This is a genomic window from Vibrio sp. 10N.261.55.F4, assembly GCF_041470465.1.
GTDB classification, from domain to species: domain Bacteria; phylum Pseudomonadota; class Gammaproteobacteria; order Enterobacterales; family Vibrionaceae; genus Vibrio; species Vibrio crassostreae_C.
On sequence record NZ_JBFRMM010000004.1, the window covers coordinates 1 to 23,193 of the forward strand.

A 23,193-nucleotide genomic window follows, 5' to 3' on the forward strand; every position below is an offset into this window, starting at 1 on the left:
TTAAATTGTTAAAGAGCTTTACTTGTTGAGCCTTCCTTTTAGTAAGGAGCCTCTCGAAGTGGACGGCCATTCTAGCGGATTAGATTCCAGTGTCAAACACTTTTTCCAGCTAATTTTTCAAAGCATCTTAAATGCTTATCACCGTCTTGTTACTCAGTTCAAACCGCTTGGTTATCCTTGGCAACGGAGGCGCATTATAGAGAGAATAATCCTTTGTACAAGGCTAAAAACGAAAAAAAGCCGCCACCGGCGACCGTTCGAACACTATTCACACAAAGCGTTTAAAATAGGTACGATTAAGCCTTAATTTCGGCCAATCGTACCTACCGTTCTTACTTCAACTATTGGTGAGCAATAATGCGGTCGTTGTTTACTAATAGCTGCACTTTCTTATCTGGATTAATTTTTCCTGCCAGTATCGCTTTCGCTAACGGGTTCTCGACACTTTGTTGAATCGCTCTTTTCAAAGGTCGTGCACCATATACTGGATCAAAACCAACTTGAGAAATTAACTTGAGTGCTTTATCCGAAACTTCAAGCTCATAACCATTGTCTTCCATTCTCTTCTTAAGGTGCTCAAGCTGAATAGCGGCTATCGACTGAATGTGCTCTTGACCCAATGGATGGAACACCACGCTTTCATCAACTCGGTTCAAAAACTCAGGACGGAAATGTTTACCTACCACTTCCATCACTTCATTCTTTATTCCTTGGTAGTCGAGCGTATTGAAGTTCTCTTGAATTCTCGAAGAGCCAAGGTTGGATGTCATGATCACTACCGTGTTTCTAAAATCGACTGTACGACCTTGTCCATCAGTTAAGCGTCCATCATCAAGCACCTGCAATAAGATATTGAAAACATCAGGATGCGCTTTCTCTACTTCATCTAGCAAAATCACTGAATAAGGCTTGCGACGCACTGCTTCTGTTAAGTAACCACCTTCTTCATATCCAACGTAACCCGGAGGAGCACCAACCAAACGAGCAACAGAGTGTTTCTCCATAAACTCAGACATGTCGATACGCACCATTGCATCGTCACTATCAAACATGAAGTTCGCGAGTGTTTTACACAACTCCGTTTTACCAACGCCAGTTGGACCAAGGAATAAGAAAGATCCAATCGGCTTGTTTGGATCAGATAAACCTGCACGGCTACGACGAATCGCATTCGATACCACTTCGACTGCTTCCGCTTGGCCAATAACTCGCTTATGTAGAACACCTTCCATTTTAAGAAGCTTCTCTTTCTCGGCTTCTAGCATTTTAGAAACAGGTATGCCTGTTTGCTTCGATAGCACGTCTGCAATTTCTGCATCAGTGACCTTATTACGCAGCAGCGTCATTTCTTGCATTTCAGCTTGAGTCGCAAGATCTAACTGCTTCTCTAATTCTGGGATTCGACCGTATTGCAATTCAGACATTCGGTTAAGATCACCAGCACGTCTCGCAAAATCCATATCCATACGAGCTTGTTCTAGCTCTGACTTGATGTGTTGCGTGCCAGAAAGCGCGGCTTTCTCTGCATTCCACACTTCTTCAAGCTCTGCGAAATCTCGTTCTTTGTCAGAAAGCTCTTCTTGTAATGTTCGAAGGCGTTTTTCACTGGCTTCATCATTTTCATTGGTAAGAGCTTGCTGCTCGATCTTCAATTGAATGATTTTACGCTCGAGCTTATCTAGCGACTCAGGTTTTGAGTCGATCTGCATACGGATACTCGAAGCCGCTTCATCAATCAGATCAATCGCTTTATCCGGCAGTTGACGATCAGAAACGTATCGATGAGATAGTGTTGCTGCAGCCACGATTGCTGGGTCGGTAATTTCTACATGATGATGAAGTTCATAGCGCTCTTTCAAACCACGAAGAATCGCCACCGTGTCTTCAACCGTTGGTTCATCGACAAGCACTTTTTGGAAGCGGCGCTCTAACGCTGGATCTTTCTCTATGTATTGACGGTATTCATCAAGAGTCGTTGCGCCAACACAGTGGAGTTCACCACGAGCCAACGCTGGTTTTAGCATGTTACCGGCATCCATAGAGCCTTCACCTTTACCAGCGCCGACCATAGTATGAATTTCATCGATGAAGAGAATGATATTGCCCTCTTCTTTAGACAATTCATTGAGGACTGACTTCAAACGCTCTTCAAACTCACCACGATATTTAGCGCCAGCTACCAAAGCACCCATGTCTAATGAAAGTACGCGTCGGCCTCTTAAACCTTCTGGCACTTCATTGTTAATAATGCGCTGAGCCAAACCTTCAACGATAGCTGTCTTACCAACACCAGGTTCACCGATAATGACTGGGTTGTTCTTAGTACGACGCTGAAGTACTTGGATAGTACGGCGGATTTCGTCATCTCGGCCAATTACCGGATCCAGCTTGCCTTGCTCCGCTCTTTCAGTCAGATCGATGGTGAACTTCTCTAACGCTTGGCGTCGGTCTTCGGCATTTGGGTCATCAACTTTTTGACCGCCACGAACCTGCTCGATAGCTTGAGATAATTTTTGCTCAGTAAGACCTAGCTCTTTAAGCAGGTTACCTAAAGGGCCTTTATCTTCAATTGCGGCAAGTAGGAAGACTTCCGAAGAAATGTATGTGTCTTGACGCTTTTGTGCGACCTTGTCACATAGGTTGAACAAAGTACCCATTGCATTCGACAGTTGAACATCACCACCGATACCACTTACTTTCGGTACACGGTCTAATATTTCGCTTAGCTTTGAACGCAATTGAACCACATCAATATTCAGCATGGTGAGCAATGGACGAATTGCACTACCATCTTGATTAAGCAAAGACACCATTAGGTGCACAGGCTCTATATATTGGTGATCACGACCTAATGCGAGCGACTGAGCATCAGATATCGCAATTTGGAATTTACTAGTGAATCGATCGAGACGCATGCCAACCTTCCTACTCTTAGATATGTTTATCTTATGGTTAGAAGATGGATACGGTAACGCGGATTTTCAAGGGATAAGAATGAAGAATAGAGCTGTTATAAAAATATAAATGAGCTGGATGACTGGTTGCACTAGTTAAAGGTTACTCTAACCAAATAAAAGTAGCTTGGCGTCCAGTAATACCATCACGACGATAAGAATAGAACGCATCGGCATCAGCGAAGGTACATAGATTAGAGTCTGTCACAGAAGTTACACCAACTTTGTTCAGTCGTTGCGTTGCAAGCTGAGACATATTCGCTAGCCATTTGCCTGGTTCAGCTTTGGCTTCAAATGCGAGCTTAGCTTGAGAGTCAAAACTAACGAAAGCTTCCAACACATCATCGCCTACTTCAAAAGTTTGTTTGCCTATTGCAGGACCAAGCCAAGCAATGATCTTATTCTCTGAACCTAAGTTTGAAAACTTTGCGACGGCATTTTCAAGAATTCCACCAGCAAGACCACGCCAACCAGCATGAACAGCTGCAACTTGAGTGCCTTTGGTATCAGTAAGGATTACAGGTAAGCAATCGGCTGTCATCGCAGAACAAACAACACCTTTAGCTGTGGTAAACGTACCGTCAGCATCAAGAATATCTGCCGTAGGGTGTAAAACCGTAACGACATCTGTTGAGTGAGTTTGATGTAGCCATACCGGAGCGGCAGGCATATTAGCGTGTTGCTTGAGCCAGGCTCTGTTGTTTTCAACAAGCGAAGTATCATCCCCAACATGCGTACCTAGGTTTAATCCTTGATACGCACCAGTAGAAAAACCATCAAAACGTGTCGAAGCAAATGCTTTCACGTTTTTTGGTGCATTCCAGTTAGGGATGATCATCGACATGATTAAATGTCGTCTTCCAAGTTTTCGCGAGCATCAACACGTAACGCTTCAGCCATCACAACCATGTCATTTGGCACAGGAGCGTGGAACTCAACTTCTTCACCTGTAATTGGGTGAACAAATTTAAGCATAACGGCGTGCAGTGCTTGGCGATCAAAAGAACGAATCATTGTTGTTAGTTCTTCAGATGCACCTTTTGGAATACGAGCACGACCACCGTATGCAACGTCACCTAGCAGCGGATGCTGAAGGTATGACATGTGAACACGAATTTGGTGAGTACGACCCGTTTCTAGGCGTAGACGAATACGAGTATGCTCGCGGAAGTGCTCAGCAACACGGTAGTGAGTTACCGCTGGCTTTCCTAATTCATTTACATCCATCAAGGTACGCTTAGTTGCATGACGGCTAATGCCTTTCTCTACCACACCACCAGCGGTCATTTTGCCAATTGCAATTGCTTCATATTCACGAGTAATACGACGCTTAGCAAGAGCACGCACAAGACGAGTTTGAGCTGGAACCGTTTTAGCCACAACCATAAGACCTGTTGTGTCTTTATCAAGACGGTGCACAATACCTGCACGAGGCACTTCTGCAATCTGTGGGTAATGGAAAAGCAATGCGTTTAGTATGGTTCCATCCGGTGTGCCTGCGCCTGGGTGTACAACCAGATCGCGAGGCTTATTGATAACCAATAAGTCATCATCTTCGTAGACAATGTTTAGAGGAATATCTTGTGCTTCCCAGCGCTCTTCATCTGCAAGTTCAGCTTGCAAGATGATCTCTTCACCGCCCAAAACCTTAACGCGCGGCTTTGTAATAACTTCGCCATCCACTTGGATTTTGCCGTCAAGAAGCCACTCTTTAATGCGAGAGCGAGAAAAATCGGTAAATAGTTCAGCGACAGCTTGGTCTAAACGTTGACCTAACTGGCTGCTTTTTACTGTGTCTGTTAATGTGATCTGCTGAGCCATATCGAACTTTTTTAAAAACCGTGAGACTAATACCCATTAGTATGGATAAAATAGAATAATTGCATCATTGTATCTGTTACTGGTTAGAAAGTAACGGAAGCTTACGAAATATTTAATTCAAGGAATCGACGCCTGACATGAAACACCTTACTTTATCGGGTCTATTAGCCGTATCACTCTTGGTTGGTTGTTCAAGTAGTGAAGAGATAGTGCCAGATGTACCACCATCGGTTCTTTACTCTGACGCTCAAGAATCACTGCAGAGCGGTAGCTGGCTTTCAGCAATAGAAAAGCTAGAAGCCCTAGACTCACGTTACCCATTCGGCGCCTATTCTGAGCAAGTACAGCTCGATCTGATTTACGCTTACTACAAAAATGATGACTTGGCACTTGGCCTCGCTACCATTTCACGTTTCCTACGTTTGAACCCAACGCATGAGAAACAAGACTGGGTTCTTTACATGCGCGGCTTAACGCACATGGCGCAAGACCGAAACTTCATGCACGATATTTTTAATATCGACCGTAGTGACCGAGATCCTGAACCAGTGAAACTTGCGTTTGCTGACTTCAAGCGACTACTCGAACGTTTCCCTAGTAGCCCTTATGCTGAAGATGCACAAAAACGCATGTTCGCACTTAAGAACCGCCTAGCAGAGTATGACTTAGCAACCGCTGATTTCTACCTACGCCGCGAAGCTTGGATTGCTGCGATCAACAGAACGCAAGAGCTGCAAAAAACTTACCCAGACACCATTGCTGCGCGTAAGTCTTTAGATATCCAGCTAAAAGCTTATCAACAACTCGGCCTAGATGACGCTGTGTTAAGAACAGAAAAGTTGATTGAGTTAAACCCACTACCTTAATCAAACCTCTTACATCTCAATCCTAAAAGCGCGCTAATTTACTAGCGCGCTTTTTTTCATCTACATATCGCAAACTTGATGGATCGCATAATACACGGTATCTTCAAAAGATAACTTTTAACAAAACATCAACATGGAGTGTGGATGTGAGTAGGTTGTTATTATTTATCTGGATATCGCTATTTAGCCACTTATCCTACGCATTAGAACTGTCTCCATTAAGCAATAAGCCTTACATGGGTGACTTGGATGTGCTCAAAACCAAAGGAACGGTTAGAGTGCTAGTGTCTGCCGATCTTGGTTTCTATTACATCGAGGATGGCAAGCCAAAAGGCATCGTGGCAGAAATGCTCTACCACTTTGAGAAAAGCCTTCGTAAGAAACATCCCTATCTCAATGTTCAAATCATCCCCGTGCAACGAGATGATCTACTTCCCTCTTTAGAGTCTGGCTATGGTGATGTCGCTGTCGCTAACCTAACGATCACCGATAAACGATTACGAACCATCGATTTTTCGGATCCGATGATTAAAGATGGTAAAGAACTCATTATCACAGGGAAAAAGGCCGAACCTATCACCGAAATCAAGCAATTGAGTGGCAAAGAGGTGTGGATACGAGCAAGCTCGAGTTACTTCGAGAGTGTACAAAGAGTTAATAAGGAGCTTAACGAGCTAGGTTTACCACCACTGCATGTCCACTTTATCGAGGAGTCATTACAAGACTACGAGCTGATAGAACTGGTTAACCAAGGTTATATACAAGGCACAATTCTGGATAACCATAAAGCCAAGCTCTGGATCGATGTAATGGAAAACATTCAAGTCCATAACGACTTACCTTTACGAGAAAATGGTCGTATTGCTTGGGCTTTAAGAAAAGACAGCCCTCAACTGAAGAAAGAGATAAACAAATACGTCAAGACCGCACGAACAGGCACCCTGCTTGGGAATGTCATCTACCAGAAATACATCGACAATACTCGCTGGTTAGGCCGAGCACTCAACCCCAATAAAGTAGACCGAGTAGCTAAACTCTCAGATGTCTTTGAAAAGTATTCGAGCAAGTATGAATTTGATCCTTTGATGATGTCAGCTCAAGGTTTCCAAGAATCAGGACTGGATCAGAGCCGGATTTCTCATCGCGGGGCTATTGGTGTGATGCAGGTATTACCGAGTACCGCCAAAGATAAAAACGTCAACATCAAGAACATCCATAAGGTGGATAACAACATCCATGCGGGTGTGAAGTATATGCGCTTTATCAAAGACCGATATTTTGACGACCCGGCAATATCACCCGACAATCAAATCTACTTTACCTTGGCTTCTTACAACGCTGGTCCTGCTAAGATCAGAAAGATGAGGAGCATTGCCAAGCAGAAAGGTTACAACCCAAACATCTGGTTTAAAAACGTAGAAATCATCACTCGCAAATACGTGAGTAAAGAACCCGTAACCTATGTTGCCAACATCAATCGTTACTTCGTAATCTATAAACAATTACAAGCTATCAATGCTATCCGAGAGGACGGCACAGCGAGATTACTGAACACTAACGACTAGGATCGCCTCCATCCCAGAGCTGGGGAGCCAAAGGTATTAGGTAAAGCTAAAAAACACAAAAGCCGCATAAGAATACTTATGCGGCTTTTGTTTATCTAATTCTGAAGAAGTTTATGTAGCGACCTATATTACAAGACCTATATCACAAAACACTATTGAGTAAATTTCAATCAAGCACTTTCCATAGGCTGTAGGACGCCCCTAAAAACTGATTTAATTTTTAGCGAAGCCTTGCCTCCAAGTTATCGTTTTTCATAAGGATAACAAGCATTTTTCGCCAAAAAGATACTAAGACTTGCGTAAGATCACATTTGATTTTAATGCTTATCCCACCCAACCAAAACAAGATTTAGATCACATTCTTTATTCCTAAAAGTCGTAATCTGAAGTTAACCCATGAGGGATACAACAGAGGAAAACTTCTATGAAAATGAACATCACTGGTAAAAACATCGACATTACCTCTGCAATCCGTGATCACATAGAAAGCAAATTTAAAAAGCTAGATAAATGGCAAGTAGACATCATTGGCTGCCAAGCGAGCTTTAGCGAAGAACCAAACAAGAAGAAGAAATTTGAAGCGGTACTAACCGTACCAAAAGGCCAACTTGTTGCTTCATCAATCCATGACGACCTCTACGTAGCGATCAACGAAGTAGAACAAAAACTAGAGCGTCAACTCAACAAGCTACGCCATAAACCAGAAGCGCGCCGCGCTGAAAAGCCTGAAATCGAAGAGCTAGAAGCTGAAGTAGAATAAGGAAAGAGAACAGATTAAAAAATAGCGCCTCAGGGCGCTATTTTTTTGCTTGACGCTCGTAGCTCGCTTGCTTATTGTGTTTAAACATTCATAAAACAATCACTTTTTATGCACACTCAATCTTTGTTTATTTTTGACTTCTTTTTTCTTCCGTAAATCGGAGGCTAAGTCGTTTTAGAAAAACAAGTCAAAAACGAACAAGAAGCCTCCCACACTAGGGAGGCTTTTTTATAAGGACACATTTATGACTGACCGCTCAATTTCACTGGATGATATCCGCCTTCGTCTTAATGATTTAGACGACGAACTCCTGAAGTTACTTTCAGAGCGTCGCAAGCTAAGTATCGAAGTCGCTAAAAGCAAAGTAGAGACATCAAAACCAGTTCGTGATGCAGTACGAGAACAACAACTATTAGTTAAGCTGATCAACAACGGCAAAGATAAATACGAACTTGATGCGCAGTACATTACCAAGCTGTTTCACACCATCATCGAAGATTCCGTTTTACTACAACAGTCATACTTACAAAACCTAGCGAACCCGCAAAGCCGTAAACCATTGGCTCGCGTTGCATTCTTAGGTTCTAAGGGATCGTATTCTCACCTTGCGAGCCGCGAATACTTCAGCCGCAAGAATATGGAATTGATTGAGCTGAACTGTAATCACTTCAAAGAAGTCGCATCAACAGTAGAGTCTGGCCATGCCGACTACGGTGTCCTGCCGATTGAGAACACCAGTTCAGGGTCAATTAACGAGGTCTACGACCTGTTACAGCATACGACTCTATACATTGTTGGCGAACTTTCTCAACCGATTGAGCACTGCCTTGTTGCTAAAAGTGATATCCGTTTAGAAGACATCAAAACACTCTACTCGCACCCACAACCTCATCAACAATGCAGTGAGTTCTTGAGCCGCCTTAAGGGTGTCAACCTTGAGTCTTGCGCAAGCACCGCTGATGCAATGAAAAAAGTTAAAGAATTGGGTGGTAATGACGTAGCTGCTATTGGTAATGCATCGAGCGGTAAGCTTTATGGACTACAGCCAATCCAGAGCAATATTGCAAACCAAACAGAGAACCACACTCGTTTCATCGTTGTGGCGCGTAAGCCTGTTGAAGTATCGACTCAAATACCAGCGAAAACAACGCTCATCATGTCGACATCTCAAGAGGCGGGTTCTTTGGTAGAAACACTACTGATCCTGCAACGCTTAGGCATCAACATGACTAAGCTAGAATCTCGTCCTATCATGGGTAACCCTTGGGAAGAGATGTTCTATGTCGATTTAGAGGCGCATCTGGATTCAGATAATATGCAACAAGCGATAACGGAACTAACAGCCATTACTCGCCACCTTAAGGTGTTGGGTTGCTACCCAAGTGAGAACATCAAAGCGACTCAAGTTAAGTTGTCATAGCTGAAAGTGAGTATCAGCTTTTAGCTAACATAAGTATTTGGCCTACAGCAGGCCAAATACTTAAATCACCCTCTAGTCGAGTACTATTCTCGCTAAGAAAACTCACCCTAGCATGTCTGAAACACAATTCACTTGTTTCGCACATTCGGCACGCTTACTCTCTCCACTACTTGAGCCTTTCTAACAAAAACTCATTAGTGGCTTTTTTTATCAATAAAGACAAAACCTTACCCCCTTCACAGGAAATCATCGAACTACGTATAATTAATAGCGAGTAAGCATTAAGTAACATAAACTTATGCGCTTAATTTATAAATAGTGTTGTCATTAACTATGAAGCTAAGTACTAAAATCTTACTACTAATAGCCCCTGTGATACTGATCAGTACCGCGGCTTCTAGCTATATTATTTATTCGACGCAAAAAAGCAGTTTCATCAAACGCGAAGACAACGCACTTCAACTGAACATGGAAAAACTAGCCGGATACTTTCGCCAATCTCGTTCGTTCCTCAATAGCTACTCTTACACCTTGACCCAGAGTGATATGGTGAAGCGTTATTTTCTCACTGACCAAAATCTATCTCGCGATCTTGAACTGGTCAGTAACCTTCGAGAAGCCATTCATTTCCTGCAAGATGACGATGAAAGCTATACAGGTTTAGCACTTCTTAATGGTGTTCGAAAACTGCGTTATTACGCGGATAATAGCAATGACTCACGCACTCAGATTGACAGTAAGATATTGGAGTATGTTGACCTGCACTATCAAGACACCTTAGCAACATCGAGTACCAACTATATTCAAAACTCCCAAGGCGAAGGGATGTTGGTTCACTATGACAAGGTAGATAGAAAAGCGATTTTCCCAACCGTTAACAATCAACCCGACGATGTGTTCTTTGTTGTTGTCTCTGTCTCTCTCGACAAATTTAATGCGCTGAGAAAACAGATAGAGTTCGACTACCAAACCAGTTTATTCTTCACATCCATAGCGGTTTCTTTGGAAAATGATGTCACCCACTCAGTCAAGCTTGCTCCAGAACTGTACGCCACAGTCGATCCGGCGCAATTCCTATTAGAAAACAAGCTCGATTCAATTTGGAACAAGCTGAGTTTGTCGTTTGCCCTGTCTGCGTTTGTGACTGTCGCTCTTCTACTCAAGCTTCTGTCTCGCACTGTGATTACTCCAATAACGCGGCTCGATCGACAGCTACAGCAAGTCGAAAAAAAACAACGTAAGAACATCGAACGCTTGGGCACTCGTGATGAGCTTGGCCGCCTATCACAGCGTTTTTATGACATGTACCAAGAGTTAGATAACACCTACCAACAGACCAAGCTCTTGGCCGAAAATGATCAGTTAACCCAAATAGCCAATAGGCATCAGTTTCAAACCTTCGTTCAGCAATCGTTGCCAAAACCGAGTTCGAATACCGAAACCTGGGTTCTCTATTTTGACTTGGACAACTTCAAGTTTGTGAACGACAAATACGGACATCAAATCGGCGACTCGATTCTGGTCTCTTTTGCTCAGCGTATTTCAGATATTTGTCGTCACTATAAAGAGGAGTTCGACGCTCATTGTATGCCAGCCCGACTTTCTGGAGACGAGTTCGTTGTCTACATTAACGCTCCTAGTCACCGAGGAAATGTCGCGCATCGATTCTCGAATGATTTACTGACTCCACTGCAAAAAGGTTTTGTCACCGAATCAGGCAGCTTTCCGATCACGGTCAGTATTGGTATTGCGACCTACCCTAATGATGGCAACTCAATCGAGAAGCTACTGTCCAACGCGGATACTGCGATGTACCAAGCCAAGCGTGCCGGTAAAAACCAATTTGCTGACTATTCACGGGATTTAGACAAAGCCATTCAGCGCCAAGCAGACATTGAACGTGCGCTTAGAGGTAAGAATTTTGATGATGAATTCAGGCTCGTTTACATGCCCTACATGGATTCTACCGGGACTGATGTTATTGGCGTTGAGGTGTTATTACGTTGGAATTCAAAGCAACTTGGTTTGGTTCCACCGGATGAGTTCATTCCAATAGCCGAACAAACCGGGCTGTTCGAACATGTTGACCGCTGGGTAATACAGAATGCGTTTGCTTCATTCCATCGACTTCAGACTCAATTTGATCACTCGATTCAATTGTCGATCAACTTATCTTCTGCTGGCATTGAAACCACTCACCTTGCGGGTTTCATTAAAGAACACGCGGAGTTAAATCGAATTCCACCAAGCCTAATCGATTTTGAAATCACTGAAACCTTTTACTCAAACTCAGAAGGCTTCCCATTGCTGAATGAGCTGTCATGCATGGGTTATCGACTGGCGATTGATGACTTTGGCTCCGGTTACACCTCTATCACTCAACTGGTGCAGTATCCAACTCAGAAAATTAAATTGGATAAAGCGTTTTTGGATACCTTAATTGAAACCGATAACCAGAACATCGTAAAACCAGTTATCGGGTTGTGTCATGCTCAGGGGAAAAAGGTCACCGCCGAAGGGATTGAAACTCAAGACATGCACCAGTGGTTACAGGATGCACAGTGCGATATGCTGCAAGGCTATTACTTTGGTAAACCCATGCCACTAGAAGAGTTGAGTGACTGGTACCGACAACATCAACTCAATCTAATCGACAACAAAAAGAATCCGACACATGAAATCTGTAATCATCGCATCGCTGAACCCAGCTAAAATAAACGCCGTTAAAAGTGCGTTCTTATCTGCTTTTCCTGATACTGAATTTGATTTCAAAGGCATCAGCGTCCCTAGTGGTGTCGCCGATCAACCGATGAGCAATGATGAAACCTATCAAGGTGCCGTGAATCGAGTTCACAACGCAACTCAAGCTCAGCCTGATGCAGACTTCTATGTTGGTCTAGAAGCGGGAATAGAAACAAACGTCACCTTTGCCTGGATGGTGATCGAAACGAATGGCCAACGTGGCGAGTCTCGTTCAGCAAGTCTGATGCTGCCACCAGCCGTGCTTGAGAAACTAGAGCATGCAAACGAGTTAGGGGATGTGATGGATGAAGTGTTTGGTACCGACAATATCAAACAGAAAGGTGGTGCCATTGGCCTACTGACACATAACCAATTGTCACGCAGTTCGGTCTATCATCAAGCTTTAATTTTGGCTCTGATCCCATTTGTGAATCCTGAACACTTTCCTATTTAGTATTTGAGGCTTCCTTAAACTTCAAAAGATTCCAAGAACAATCTTCAGAAACAAAAAACGCTAACATCCAGTTAGCGTTTTTTATCGAATTCGTATTCATACTATCGCGTGATAGCTTAATTCCATTATTACTTTAGCAATAGGTCGGCGATCACGACTTTCTCTTGCTCAGATTTGGCCTTTAGCTCATTTGAGCCTCTGGTTATCGTCGCTACGCCTACGCCCAGCATTTGACTCACCTGTCGTTGAGACATATCGCCTTTCATCAGCTCACAGAAGATATTAATTCGAGCAACCAGAGCATCTCGCTCGTCTGGTGTCATCATCATAGTCAACAACAGCTCGTGCTGATCTTTTTCGACAGCCGTCTTTACCAAGTCCATCAGTTGTTGCCAATTATCATATTCAGGTTGTGATGCCATATCTCTACACTTACTTTTAAATTCTGACTTTAAAGAGTCGCTTAACGATTGAAAGCGTTTAACACTTTATACCGAAACACTTGATGCGATCCAATGTAAAAAGGCAGTAAGTGGAAATGGTTAGCACTCACTGCCTTTATTCTTACTCAGTTTCGGGCCAAATGCCGAAGGCTTAGTATTTCGTTTTTGCCTCATGGGGCGCTAAAAACGTCCCTTTCTCACCCAAGATATCTCGATAGTAGGTCTCAAACATCAAGATATTCTGAACGTAGCCACGTGTCTCTTTGAATGGGATCATTTCGATAAATGCAAAGGCATCGAGCTTTTCATCGCTGCGTGAACGCCACTGTTTCACACGGCTAGGTCCAGCATTATAAGCCGCAAACGCAAAGATACGGTTGTCATCATATTGAGCGAGTAAACCATCTAAGTAGTGACTGCCAATCTCAATGTTTTTGCCGACATCATAAAGATCATCGCTGCCCTGATACTTAATCTTATGTTTGTTCGCTGTGTATTGCGCCGTCTTGGGCATAATTTGCATAATGCCACGCGCGCCAACTGGAGAGCGAGCTTCTGAATCCATCGCACTCTCTTGTCTTGCTAAAGACATCAAAGTGATTGGATCGAGATCGTGCTTTTCAGCGTAGAAGTTAAACCACCACTTATGAGCAACAGGGAAGCGCAGCGCAATGTTATCCCACATCTTCGCAGAGATACTCGCTGTTACGGTAAAGTGATTCCAACGCTGTGTCGCAGCGTAAGCGGCAAGCATCTCTTTTTGCTCTTTATCTGCATTGGTCAGTAACCAGCGCCATTCACTTTTCGCTGCCGCAATTTTGTCTCGGTCAATCAGTTCACCAATACGCACCAAAGAGGTGTCGAATGGCTTCACTGTTTCAGCATTGTATTTAAGTGTCGATGTTGGATATTGAACTGGCTTACCTAACTGCTTAGCCGCAGCCACACTGTAGAAATTACGCTGACCCAAGATATCTGACAGTCGCTTATTGCCTTTGTCAGTATCGCCCGTCGCGATTTCAGCTCTGCCCTGCCAATATTGCCAACGAAGCGAAGCCTGATGTTTATCATCCAAGCGCGCTATCCACTCTTTCAAACCCGTCCAATCGGCATGTTGAATTGCTAAGCGAGCACGTCGTTCCAGCAGAACTTGCTTTGATGAACTCGCGAGCATTTTGTCGCGCCACACCATTAACTCTTCAGAGTCGGTGTTGATCAGACGAAACGTTAGGTAATCAGCGAGCTCTTGAGATTTCTCTTTCGAAAACTTCTGAGCCTTGATGACATCATCAAACACCTTTTGAGCACTGCTTGATGATTTCCTTGCTAGCTTCTCGAAAGCAAACTCGGTTTGAGCTTGGTAGAATTCATTCGCTGGATGTTTTTTAGCAAACGCGAGTACATTTTCAGGCTTGTTGTACAACGCCTTCATCTGCTTCGCTTGAGCAATTGACTCATCATGATCCAATTGCTTAATCAGATAGCTCATTAACTTACCGTTACGGCCCTCGAACGCTAGCAGCATTCTATCCAGAATCAGCTCATCAGTTCTTAGCCCAGCTTGATCCCAGCTTTTAAATAAAGGGTCACAAGCGTCATCAACACCATTACCACTCAACCAAAGTTGTTTAGCTCCTTTAAAGGCAAGCTCTTGGTTACCTTGCTCGTAATGCGCTCGATAATAAATACATTGGTATTTTTCACCGACAGGCTCTTTGGTTTGAAACTCAAGGATCGTCTTCCACTGTTTTTGAGAAGCCAATGAGTCCAAATAAGGTGCGCGCATTCGATTGGAGAAAGACAATGCCTTGTTCTCTTCAATGAAAGCATCGACCTCAGCAGGTGTGCGATCACCTAAGCCAATCAGAAAGGCCCGATAATCGGTGTAAGGTGTTAAAGGGTATGTTTGAATTTTGTTACGCAGCGCGGAGTAAGCTTTTAGATCACGGCTGTCTAAAACCTCTTGCGCTTTGTCATAAACGTCACGCTGCATTTCAAGCTCGGATGCATTGCTAGCCATAGCGACCGGAGCCAGTGAAACCGAAGACAAAATTGCCGATGCAGCCACAGCAATTTTCGTATTACCAATGCGGAAAAACATTCGCTCTTTCCTTAGTGCGTGTATGAATACGTGAAGTCTATTTACGCCCGACATCACATCAAATGTAAAGAATTTGAGTGTAAATATTATTAATATTTAACACTTCGCCTCAGAAGCCCATTAAATATAGTTTTAATGACCAATGTGACAATAATAGGTAAGGATTTGTTCAAGAGTGGCTTTTCTGCCCTAGGAGTAACATCTTTGAGGATATTGGTATAAAATAGCAGACAATTTTGAACAATAATTAGGATCGATCGGCAATGGCTGAATACGTATATACCATGTCTCGGGTGAGCAAAACTGTTCCACCTAAGCGTCAAATTCTTAAAGACATTTCTCTTAGCTTTTTTCCTGGCGCTAAAATCGGTGTTTTGGGTCTAAATGGTTCAGGTAAATCGACCCTACTACGTATCATGGCTGGTATTGATACTGATATTGATGGTGAAGCACGTGCACAACAAGGCCTTAAAGTAGGTTATCTACCACAAGAGCCAGTGCTAGACGAATCAAAAACTGTTCGTGAAATCGTAGAAGAAGCGGTTTCTGACGTTGCTGACGCACTTAAGCGTATTGATGCGGTTTACGCAGCTTACGCAGAACCAGATGCAGACTTCGATGCACTGGCAAAAGAGCAAGGCGAACTAGAAGCTCTGATTCAAGCAAAAGACGGTCACAACTTAGAGACTGCTCTAGAGCGTGCTGCTGATGCACTTCGTCTTCCTGAGTGGGATGCGAAAATTGAATTCCTATCAGGTGGTGAGCGTCGTCGTGTTGCTATCTGTCGTCTACTTCTTGAAAAGCCAGACATGCTGCTTCTTGATGAACCAACCAACCACTTGGATGCAGAATCAGTAGCATGGCTTGAGCACTTCCTTGTTGATTACAGTGGTACTGTTGTGGCGATTACCCACGACCGTTACTTCCTAGACAACGCAGCTGGCTGGATTCTAGAACTTGACCGTGGTGAAGGTATCCCATGGGAAGGTAACTACACGTCTTGGCTAGAGCAAAAAGACGAGCGTCTTAAGCAAGAAAAAGCGGGCGAAAGCGCACGTCAAAAGACAATCGAGAAAGAACTTGAATGGGTTCGTCAAAACCCTAAAGGCCGTCAAGCTAAGTCTAAAGCTCGTATGGCTCGTTTTGAAGAATTGACAACTGGCCAATACCAGAAGCGTAACGAAACCAACGAACTGTTCATCCCGCCAGGTGAGCGTCTAGGTGATAAAGTTCTTGAAGTGAACAACCTGACTAAATCGTTTGGTGATCGCGTTCTTATCGACGACCTATCGTTCAGCATGCCTAAGGGCGCAATCGTCGGTATCGTTGGTGCCAACGGTGCAGGTAAATCAACACTATTCAAGATGCTAAGCGGTGCAGAACAGCCAGATTCAGGTACAGTTGAACTAGGCGAAACCGTTAAGCTTGCTTCTGTTGATCAGTTCCGTGACAGCATGGACGACACTAAGACAGTTTTCCAAGAGATCTCTGAAGGCGCTGATATCATTAAGATCAACAACTTCGAAATCCCTGCGCGTGCTTACTGTTCTCGTTTCAACTTTAAAGGCAACGACCAACAGAAGATCATCGGTGAGCTTTCTGGTGGTGAACGTAACCGTGTTCACTTAGCGAAACTGCTAAAAGCGGGCGGTAACGTACTGCTACTCGATGAGCCTACCAACGACCTTGACGTTGAAACGCTACGTGCTCTTGAAGAAGCACTGCTTGAATTCCCGGGCTGTGCAATGGTTATCTCGCATGACCGTTGGTTCCTTGACCGTATTGCGACCCATATCTTAGACTACCGTGATGAAGGTCAAGTTAACTTCTACGAAGGTAACTATACTGAGTACACTGAGTGGCTTAAGCAGACTCTAGGCGCACAAGCGGCAGAGCCGCACCGTATCAAGTACAAGCGTATAGCTAAGTAAATAAGCTTGTATTTTGAACAAAGGCCGCGATAATAGCGGCCTTTGATATATCTGGCTTACGTGTAATGCATCGATATAGAGAGATTACTTATGGTTGAAAGACGTCAATTTTCACGAGTTATTTATCAAGTCCCGACTGAGATCTCACAAGGACAAGTAAAGGTATCAGGCTCAGTGCAAGACTTATCACTCCATGGTTTACTCATTCAATGCAATGAATCAAAACAACTTAGCCATGATGTCCCTGTTCAAGTGAGCTTTAAACTCGAAAACAGTGATATCAATATTCAGTTAGAAGCAACGATAGTCTCTACCATCAATACCTCAATGCGTTTACGCATAGAGCATTTAGATATTGATAGTATCAGCCACCTTAAGCGCCTTGTTGAGCTTAATGTTGGTGACGATGACCTGCTTTATAGAGAGATTGAACACTTTACCGACTTAGGTAAGGAATAATATCTCCATTACCCTTTTTCTATTAGAAGCATTTAGTTAATACAGAACCATGTCTAAAAAAGTGTCCATTACTATTCCCTCTAGTCAGGGGGAACAGACGTTTTACTTCGGTCGAAAAGCCGTACTCTTATGCATGACAACCCTGCTCTCAGTACCGATGTTGATTGGTGGTGCAACCTACATGCACCTTGAGAGTAAAAACAAGCTAGCTGCACAAGCCGGTGATGCACAACAGTTAATTGAAACTCTGATTGTTGAAAAAGAGCAGACCGAGTTCTTATACGCGGAACAAGTTGAAACCAACCACAACCTATCTCAAGCCTTAACTGAGAAAGAAGGTACGATTCAATTACTGGGTAAGCGTGTATTCGATGTGGAATCCGTTCTAGGCCTGGCTGATGAAGAGTTACACACCGATGAGGTTTCACTAGAAGACCGTATTGATGCTGCAGCCGTCGATTCCGCGGTAAGAGCTACCATGTTCCGCTTAATTCCTAATGATAGTCCGATGGCTTATCAACGCATCTCGTCTTCATACGGTCGCCGTACTAACCCAATTACAGGCAAACGCCACAACCATACTGGTATCGACCTTACTTGTAAGCGTGGTGAAGATATCTTAGCACCGGCAGATGGTGTGATTGAAACCGTACGCCCAAGCAAGAAAGGCTTTGGTAACTTTATCACCATGCGCCATTCATTTGGCTTCATGAGCTCTTACGCGCATCTGCAAAAATTCAAAGTTCGCAGCGGTCAGTTTGTCAGTAAAGGTGATGTGATTGCGAGCTGTGGTAACTCAGGTAACTCAACTGGGCCACATCTGCATTATGAAGTACGCTTCCTTGGTCGCTCATTGAACCCTCAATACTTGATGGATTGGACACCAGAAAACTTCAATTACGTGTTTGAGAAAGAGAAAAAGGTGAAATGGGGCCCACTCGTTCAGCTGATTGATAACGTGGTTCGCTTGCAGATCAACCTAACTAACGTGCCTTACATCAGTTCAACTATCGACACAGTATCCAGCGATGATAACCGAGTATCGAACGAGAATAACAAAGAACCTATCGTGACTAACTAGGTTTGTTCGTTTGGCCCATGATGATCCAAATGCATTTCGCCTACTATAGGCCAGATGCAATATCGGCATTCAACACAAACAAAAAGAGCGACCAAATGGTCGCTCTTTTTTATTTTTCAAACCACACTATTAACCGCGATGAATCGAGTCATGTGCTTGTTTTAACAGGCTTTGGCTCTCTTGTAAAAATTGTTGTGAGTAGTCACCAAACCAATCACTCACTTGGTTGAAGCTCTCAACAAACTTAGCCTTATCTTTGCCATCTAGAATTTCTAACGCTTCTCCGAAACAGCTATGGAAGCGTCGAATCATCTCAATATTCTCATCCGAAGAAAGAATGATATCGCCGTACAAGTTCGGGTCTTGAGCAAACAGACGACCAACCATCGCAATCTCAAGTCGGTAGATTGGCGAGCTTAGTTTCAGAAGTTGATCAATGTTCGGGTTCTCTTTACTCAGGTGCAAGCCGTAAGCAAAAGAGGTGAAGTGACGAAGTGCTTGAATCAAGGTCATGCCGTGATCGTGTTCAGCTGCATCCATCTGGCAAAGGCTCGCGCCCCAAATACCAAATTGATTCAGTAGCCATTGGTAACTTTCAGAACCACGACCATCACTGTAAACAATCACCTGCTTAGCAAGGCTAGGAACATCAGGGCCAAACATTGGGTGCAATCCAACTACTGGGCCTTGATGCATGTTCATCATTGCTTGTAGAGGTTTAGATTTAATTGACGTCAAATCACATAGAATACAATCGCTTGGTAGATTACCTAGCTTCGCAATCACACCTTCCGTTAGGTGAATTGGAACCGTAACAACCACAAGCCCAGCATTATCTAAGATTTCGTCGGCCTTATCCCAATCTTGGCTGCCAAGGATTTTTACTTCGTAGCCAGACAGTTTGAACATACGACCAAACAAGCCACCAAGTTGACCATTACCACCAACGATCACCACTGAACGTAACTCTGGGTTAAGACACTTAAAGCCAGAATCTTTCTCACTGGCATAAGACTCACGCATAGTACGACGCAAAATATCTTCGATTAACTGTGGTGGAACCCCTATTTTCTCGGCTTCTTGACGACGAGATGCCAGCATCGCAGCTTCACGTTCTGGTACATAAATAGGTAAACCATGTTCACTTTTTACTTCGCCTACTTTCTCTACTAGAGCAAGGCGTTGAGCCAGTAAATCCAACATTTGTTTATCGACAGCATCGATTTGGTCGCGTAATTCGTTCAGTTCAACGGCCATTTTATTCCTTACTAATCTATAAGCCCGTGCCAATCTATCATCCCACAATCACGTAGGTTCGCTAGCAACAGATCTTAAAATGCCCCATTAGATGAGGCACTTAAATTTAAACTCTGACTAACCTTTCAAGCGGTTCTCTAAGAACGGGACTAATTCCGTATGTGCATGTTTCAATAGTGCCTCAGTTGAATCCCAATTGATACACGCGTCGGTAATAGAAACGCCGTATTTCATCTCATTGAGAGGTATATCCGAAGATTGATTTCCTTCGTTAATATGGCTTTCAATCATCAGGCCGATAATCGACTTGTTGCCTTCACGAATTTGGTGAATCACATCTTCTGCAACTAAAGGTTGGCGACGGAAATCTTTACGAGAGTTCGCGTGGCTACAGTCGACCATTAGCGCGGCCTCTAAGCCAGATTTACCCAGCTCTTGCTCACATTCGTGTACCGATACTGAATCGTAGTTCGTCTGCTTACCGCCACGTAAAATCACGTGACCATTTGGGTTACCTTGCGTTGTTAGTAGTGCAACTTGACCTTCGCGGCTGATACCCATGAAACGGTGGCTAGAAGAAGCCGCCTGCATTGCATTGATTGCAGTGCCTAGGTTGCCATCGGTACCGTTTTTAAAACCGATTGGCATTGAAAGACCACTTGCCATCTCACGGTGAGTTTGAGATTCAGTCGTACGTGCGCCAATTGCCGCCCAGCTGAAGGTATCTGCTAGGTATTGCGGGCTGATTGGATCTAATGCTTCAGTCGCCAATGGAATTTCCATCTCAGCGAGTTCAACAAGTAGCTCACGACCCACATGCAGACCATGCTCAATATCGAAAGTGCCGTCTAGATGCGGGTCATTGATCAAACCTTTCCAACCTACAGTGGTACGAGGTTTCTCAAAGTAAACACGCATAACAATATACAGTTGATCGCTAAGTTGCTCAGATAAGGCTTTAAGGCGTTTCGCGTACTCTTTCGCAGCTTCAATGTCATGGATAGAACATGGGCCACATACAACAAGCATGCGATGATCTTTCTTATGAATGATGTTTGCGATAGTTTGACGAGACTCTTGAATGAAACGACGAGCATTATCACTCAAAGGCAGTTTTGCTTTTAACTCCTCAGGAGTAATCAGTACCTGTTCGTCGATGATATTGACATTGCTTAATTCACTTTTCTGCATAACTCAACCTGTATATTTATTTTTACACCCAACATTTCCGTTTGGGTTAACAATCTTTAAAAACACAATAACAGCTAAAAAAACGATTGCAAGTGTAAACAATAAAAAACATTAAGTGTAAATTTTATTTTACACATTAGATTTAACTCACTCTAAGAGATAAATAGGTTTAAACCACGGATCACACATACAAAAAAGGCGATATTTATCATATCGCCTTATCTAAAATTATAATGTGTTTATTTATCACTCACTGCCTAGCATTCGCTTAATCGTCTCTGAGGTCTCTTTCCACCTAGCATCCGAGTGAAGTGTCGACAAATCAAAGCTGTGTTTTTTAAGCAATGAGTTGGCTAAAGGCACCTCTTGAATCGCTAAGTGATCCAGAGCTTCAATTTGTGCATCTCGTTTATTACACATCAACACCATGTCACAACCTGCATTCAAGGCCGCTTTCGCTCTGTCGGCTGGTCCGCCCATAATGGCAGCGCCTTCCATCGTTAAATCGTCAGAGAATACCAAGCCTTTAAACCCAAGCTGCTGCTTCAATACTTTCTGTAGCCAATACTGTGAACCACTCGCAGGTTGATCATCATAGTGAGAGAAAACCACGTGAGCTGGCATCACGGCATCCAATATTCCAGCTTCAATTTGCGCCTTGAAGATTGCCATATCTGTTTCGAAGATGTCGTCTCTAGGGTCATATGGCGTCTCTAAGTGTGAGTCAGCAATCACGCCACCATGTCCAGGGAAGTGCTTGCCTGTCGTCGCCATGCCAACCGACTTCATGCCTTTGATGAAAGCGCTGCTATGACGAACAATGGTATCAATATCTTCACCAAACGCTCGGCTACCAATCGCTTTACACTCGTGGCCTTTGTCTAATACTGGCGCAAAGCTCAGATCGATATCATGGGCAATCAATTCTGCCGCCATCAACCAACCCGCTTGTTCTGCTAACTGTTCGCCATTATTCTTAGTCGCGAATTCTTGAGCAGCTGGGATAATTGAAAAGCCATCGCGGAAGCGCTGAACTCGGCCACCTTCTTGATCGACACCAATCAAAATAGGACGTTTCGCTACCTTGCGAATTTCTTTGTTTAACGCCGATAACTGTTTGCTATCGTGATAGTTTCGAGAAAATAAGATGAGACCACCAACAGTTGGGTGCTCTAAAATTTCTCTGTCTTCAGCTGTCAGCTCGTAGCCTGCAACATCAACCCACAACGGTCCCATAAAATTTCCTTCTATTGCTTAAATTCCGCTACTGCAGATTTACTTTGTTCAATTAATTGGTCGGCCTGCTCTTCCTGCTGAGTTAACGCAATGAACAACAAGTCAGTAATAAAAAGTTGGCTATCACGCGCGGTGATAGATGAGCTTCGAATATGATTTTCGTCTGCCGCCGAGATGAGTTTGATATCAGCGTATTTATCTAAAGCAGAAGGGGATAGCTGGCTTACTACAATCACCTTGGCCTTTTTCGATCTAGCTAACTGGGCAACCTTCACCACTTCTCTGGTGTTTCCTGAATAGGAAATTGCAACCAACACATCATTTTCAGAAAGAGACGCAGCATTAGCAATCTGAATGTGAGCATCCTGCTCTGCATTAACAGCATGACCTATTTTCATCAGCTTATAAGCGAAATCTTTCGCAACCAGAGACGATGCTCCCACCCCAGAAATCTGTACTTTATTAGCAAGATGCAGCAAATCAGCAGCATTGCTTAACTGTTCGCCTTCATTTAATAACACGGTACGCTCAAGCGATTGTGTTTTACTTGCAAGAAGTTTGTCCATCACCGTATCTGGCGGATCTTTTCTGGTGATGGTCCCATGGATCCCGCGCTGGGATACAGGCTGATAAGTCATATCACTCTGATAGAGCTTCATCTTCATCTCAGAAAACCCTTTGTAGCCGAGTTTCTGACTAAACTTTACGATCGTCGATTGGCTTACACCTACCGCTTTAGCCAACTCAGGAGAGGAGAGTTGCTTAACTTGTTGTGGGTGATCCAAGACGTAACGAGCCACCAGCGAATCCGATGGAGAGAGTTTTGGTAATAATGCTTTAACTTTCGCAATGCCTTTCATTAAGCGTCCTTCCCCTTCCCTCTGACCGTACCTCGTTATCATAACGAGTTTT

At 43.6% G+C, this 23,193-nt stretch carries 18 protein-coding genes and 1 other annotated feature; of the genes, 9 read left to right on the plus strand and 9 right to left on the minus strand.

Annotated features, from left to right (window positions below):
* Positions 1-341: 341 nt before the first annotated feature.
* The 3 genes from clpB to rluD form a co-directional block, all read right to left on the minus strand.
* Positions 342-2,915 (minus strand): ATP-dependent chaperone ClpB, encoded by a 2,574-nt coding sequence (gene clpB / locus AB4249_RS03680; RefSeq protein ID WP_065584733.1) that lies wholly within the window; start codon positions 2,913-2,915, stop codon positions 342-344.
* 142 nt (positions 2,916-3,057) lie between these two features.
* Complete coding sequence (gene pgeF, locus AB4249_RS03685; protein ID WP_372102329.1) at positions 3,058-3,798, minus strand: peptidoglycan editing factor PgeF; 741 nt, start codon at positions 3,796-3,798, stop codon at positions 3,058-3,060.
* Positions 3,799-3,800: 2 nt separating this feature from the next.
* Positions 3,801-4,775: a 23S rRNA pseudouridine(1911/1915/1917) synthase RluD gene (rluD, locus tag AB4249_RS03690; protein ID WP_017059364.1), complete on the minus strand. Its 975-nt coding sequence runs from the start codon at positions 4,773-4,775 to the stop codon at positions 3,801-3,803.
* A gap of 137 nt (positions 4,776-4,912) precedes the next feature.
* Here rluD and AB4249_RS03695 point away from each other — a divergent pair, with 137 nt between their 5' ends.
* From AB4249_RS03695 to yjjX, 6 genes are all read left to right on the plus strand, one after another.
* Complete coding sequence (locus AB4249_RS03695) at positions 4,913-5,641, plus strand: outer membrane protein assembly factor BamD (protein ID WP_017059363.1); 729 nt, start codon at positions 4,913-4,915, stop codon at positions 5,639-5,641.
* A 140-nt stretch (positions 5,642-5,781) separates the two neighbouring features.
* Positions 5,782-7,206 (plus strand): lytic transglycosylase F, encoded by a 1,425-nt coding sequence (locus AB4249_RS03700; RefSeq protein WP_346393666.1) that lies wholly within the window; start codon positions 5,782-5,784, stop codon positions 7,204-7,206.
* A gap of 424 nt (positions 7,207-7,630) precedes the next feature.
* Positions 7,631-7,966 (plus strand): ribosome hibernation-promoting factor, HPF/YfiA family, encoded by a 336-nt coding sequence (gene hpf, locus AB4249_RS03705; protein WP_004735034.1) that lies wholly within the window; start codon positions 7,631-7,633, stop codon positions 7,964-7,966.
* A gap of 110 nt (positions 7,967-8,076) precedes the next feature.
* Positions 8,077-8,198 (plus strand) — a sequence feature (Phe leader region).
* Between the two features lie 12 nt (positions 8,199-8,210).
* On the plus strand, positions 8,211-9,386 hold the full coding sequence (pheA, locus tag AB4249_RS03710; protein WP_017059361.1) for a prephenate dehydratase: 1,176 nt from the start codon (positions 8,211-8,213) through the stop codon (positions 9,384-9,386).
* Between the two features lie 333 nt (positions 9,387-9,719).
* Positions 9,720-12,098 carry a putative bifunctional diguanylate cyclase/phosphodiesterase gene (locus tag AB4249_RS03715; protein WP_372102331.1) on the plus strand — a complete coding sequence of 793 codons (2,379 nt, stop codon included), beginning with the start codon at positions 9,720-9,722 and terminating at the stop codon, positions 12,096-12,098.
* Complete coding sequence (gene yjjX, locus AB4249_RS03720) at positions 12,061-12,582, plus strand: inosine/xanthosine triphosphatase (protein WP_017059359.1); 522 nt, start codon at positions 12,061-12,063, stop codon at positions 12,580-12,582. Before AB4249_RS03715 ends, yjjX begins: the two co-directional genes overlap by 38 nt.
* A 128-nt stretch (positions 12,583-12,710) precedes the next feature.
* Here the strand turns inward: yjjX and trpR are convergent, their stop codons facing one another.
* Both trpR and sltY read right to left on the minus strand, forming a co-directional pair.
* Positions 12,711-13,004 (minus strand): trp operon repressor, encoded by a 294-nt coding sequence (trpR, locus tag AB4249_RS03725; protein WP_017059358.1) that lies wholly within the window; start codon positions 13,002-13,004, stop codon positions 12,711-12,713.
* Positions 13,005-13,176: 172 nt separating this feature from the next.
* Positions 13,177-15,126: a murein transglycosylase gene (gene sltY / locus AB4249_RS03730; protein ID WP_065584730.1), complete on the minus strand. Its 1,950-nt coding sequence runs from the start codon at positions 15,124-15,126 to the stop codon at positions 13,177-13,179.
* A gap of 263 nt (positions 15,127-15,389) precedes the next feature.
* Between sltY and ettA the strand changes: the two genes are divergently transcribed.
* The 3 genes from ettA (at position 15,390) to AB4249_RS03745 (ending at position 18,597) form a co-directional block, all read left to right on the plus strand.
* Positions 15,390-17,057 (plus strand): energy-dependent translational throttle protein EttA, encoded by a 1,668-nt coding sequence (gene ettA, locus AB4249_RS03735; RefSeq protein ID WP_017056147.1) that lies wholly within the window; start codon positions 15,390-15,392, stop codon positions 17,055-17,057.
* 90 nt (positions 17,058-17,147) lie between these two features.
* Entirely contained in the window at positions 17,148-17,516 is a 369-nt protein-coding gene (locus AB4249_RS03740; protein ID WP_372102333.1) for a PilZ domain-containing protein, read from the plus strand.
* A 49-nt stretch (positions 17,517-17,565) separates the two neighbouring features.
* Positions 17,566-18,597: a M23 family metallopeptidase gene (locus tag AB4249_RS03745; protein ID WP_065584727.1), complete on the plus strand. Its 1,032-nt coding sequence runs from the start codon at positions 17,566-17,568 to the stop codon at positions 18,595-18,597.
* Between the two features lie 129 nt (positions 18,598-18,726).
* Here the strand turns inward: AB4249_RS03745 and tyrA are convergent, their stop codons facing one another.
* The 4 genes from tyrA to AB4249_RS03765 form a co-directional block, all read right to left on the minus strand.
* The gene (gene tyrA / locus AB4249_RS03750; RefSeq protein WP_017056144.1) at positions 18,727-19,854 is read right to left on the minus strand and encodes a bifunctional chorismate mutase/prephenate dehydrogenase; all 1,128 of its coding nucleotides are present in this window, start codon (positions 19,852-19,854) and stop codon (positions 18,727-18,729) included.
* A 117-nt stretch (positions 19,855-19,971) separates the two neighbouring features.
* On the minus strand, positions 19,972-21,045 hold the full coding sequence (locus tag AB4249_RS03755) for a 3-deoxy-7-phosphoheptulonate synthase (RefSeq protein ID WP_017059354.1): 1,074 nt from the start codon (positions 21,043-21,045) through the stop codon (positions 19,972-19,974).
* A gap of 246 nt (positions 21,046-21,291) precedes the next feature.
* Entirely contained in the window at positions 21,292-22,281 is a 990-nt protein-coding gene (gene nagZ / locus AB4249_RS03760) for a beta-N-acetylhexosaminidase (protein WP_372102335.1), read from the minus strand.
* Between the two features lie 11 nt (positions 22,282-22,292).
* The gene (locus tag AB4249_RS03765; RefSeq protein WP_229647447.1) at positions 22,293-23,141 is read right to left on the minus strand and encodes a MurR/RpiR family transcriptional regulator; all 849 of its coding nucleotides are present in this window, start codon (positions 23,139-23,141) and stop codon (positions 22,293-22,295) included.
* Between the last annotated feature and the right edge of the window lie 52 nt (positions 23,142-23,193).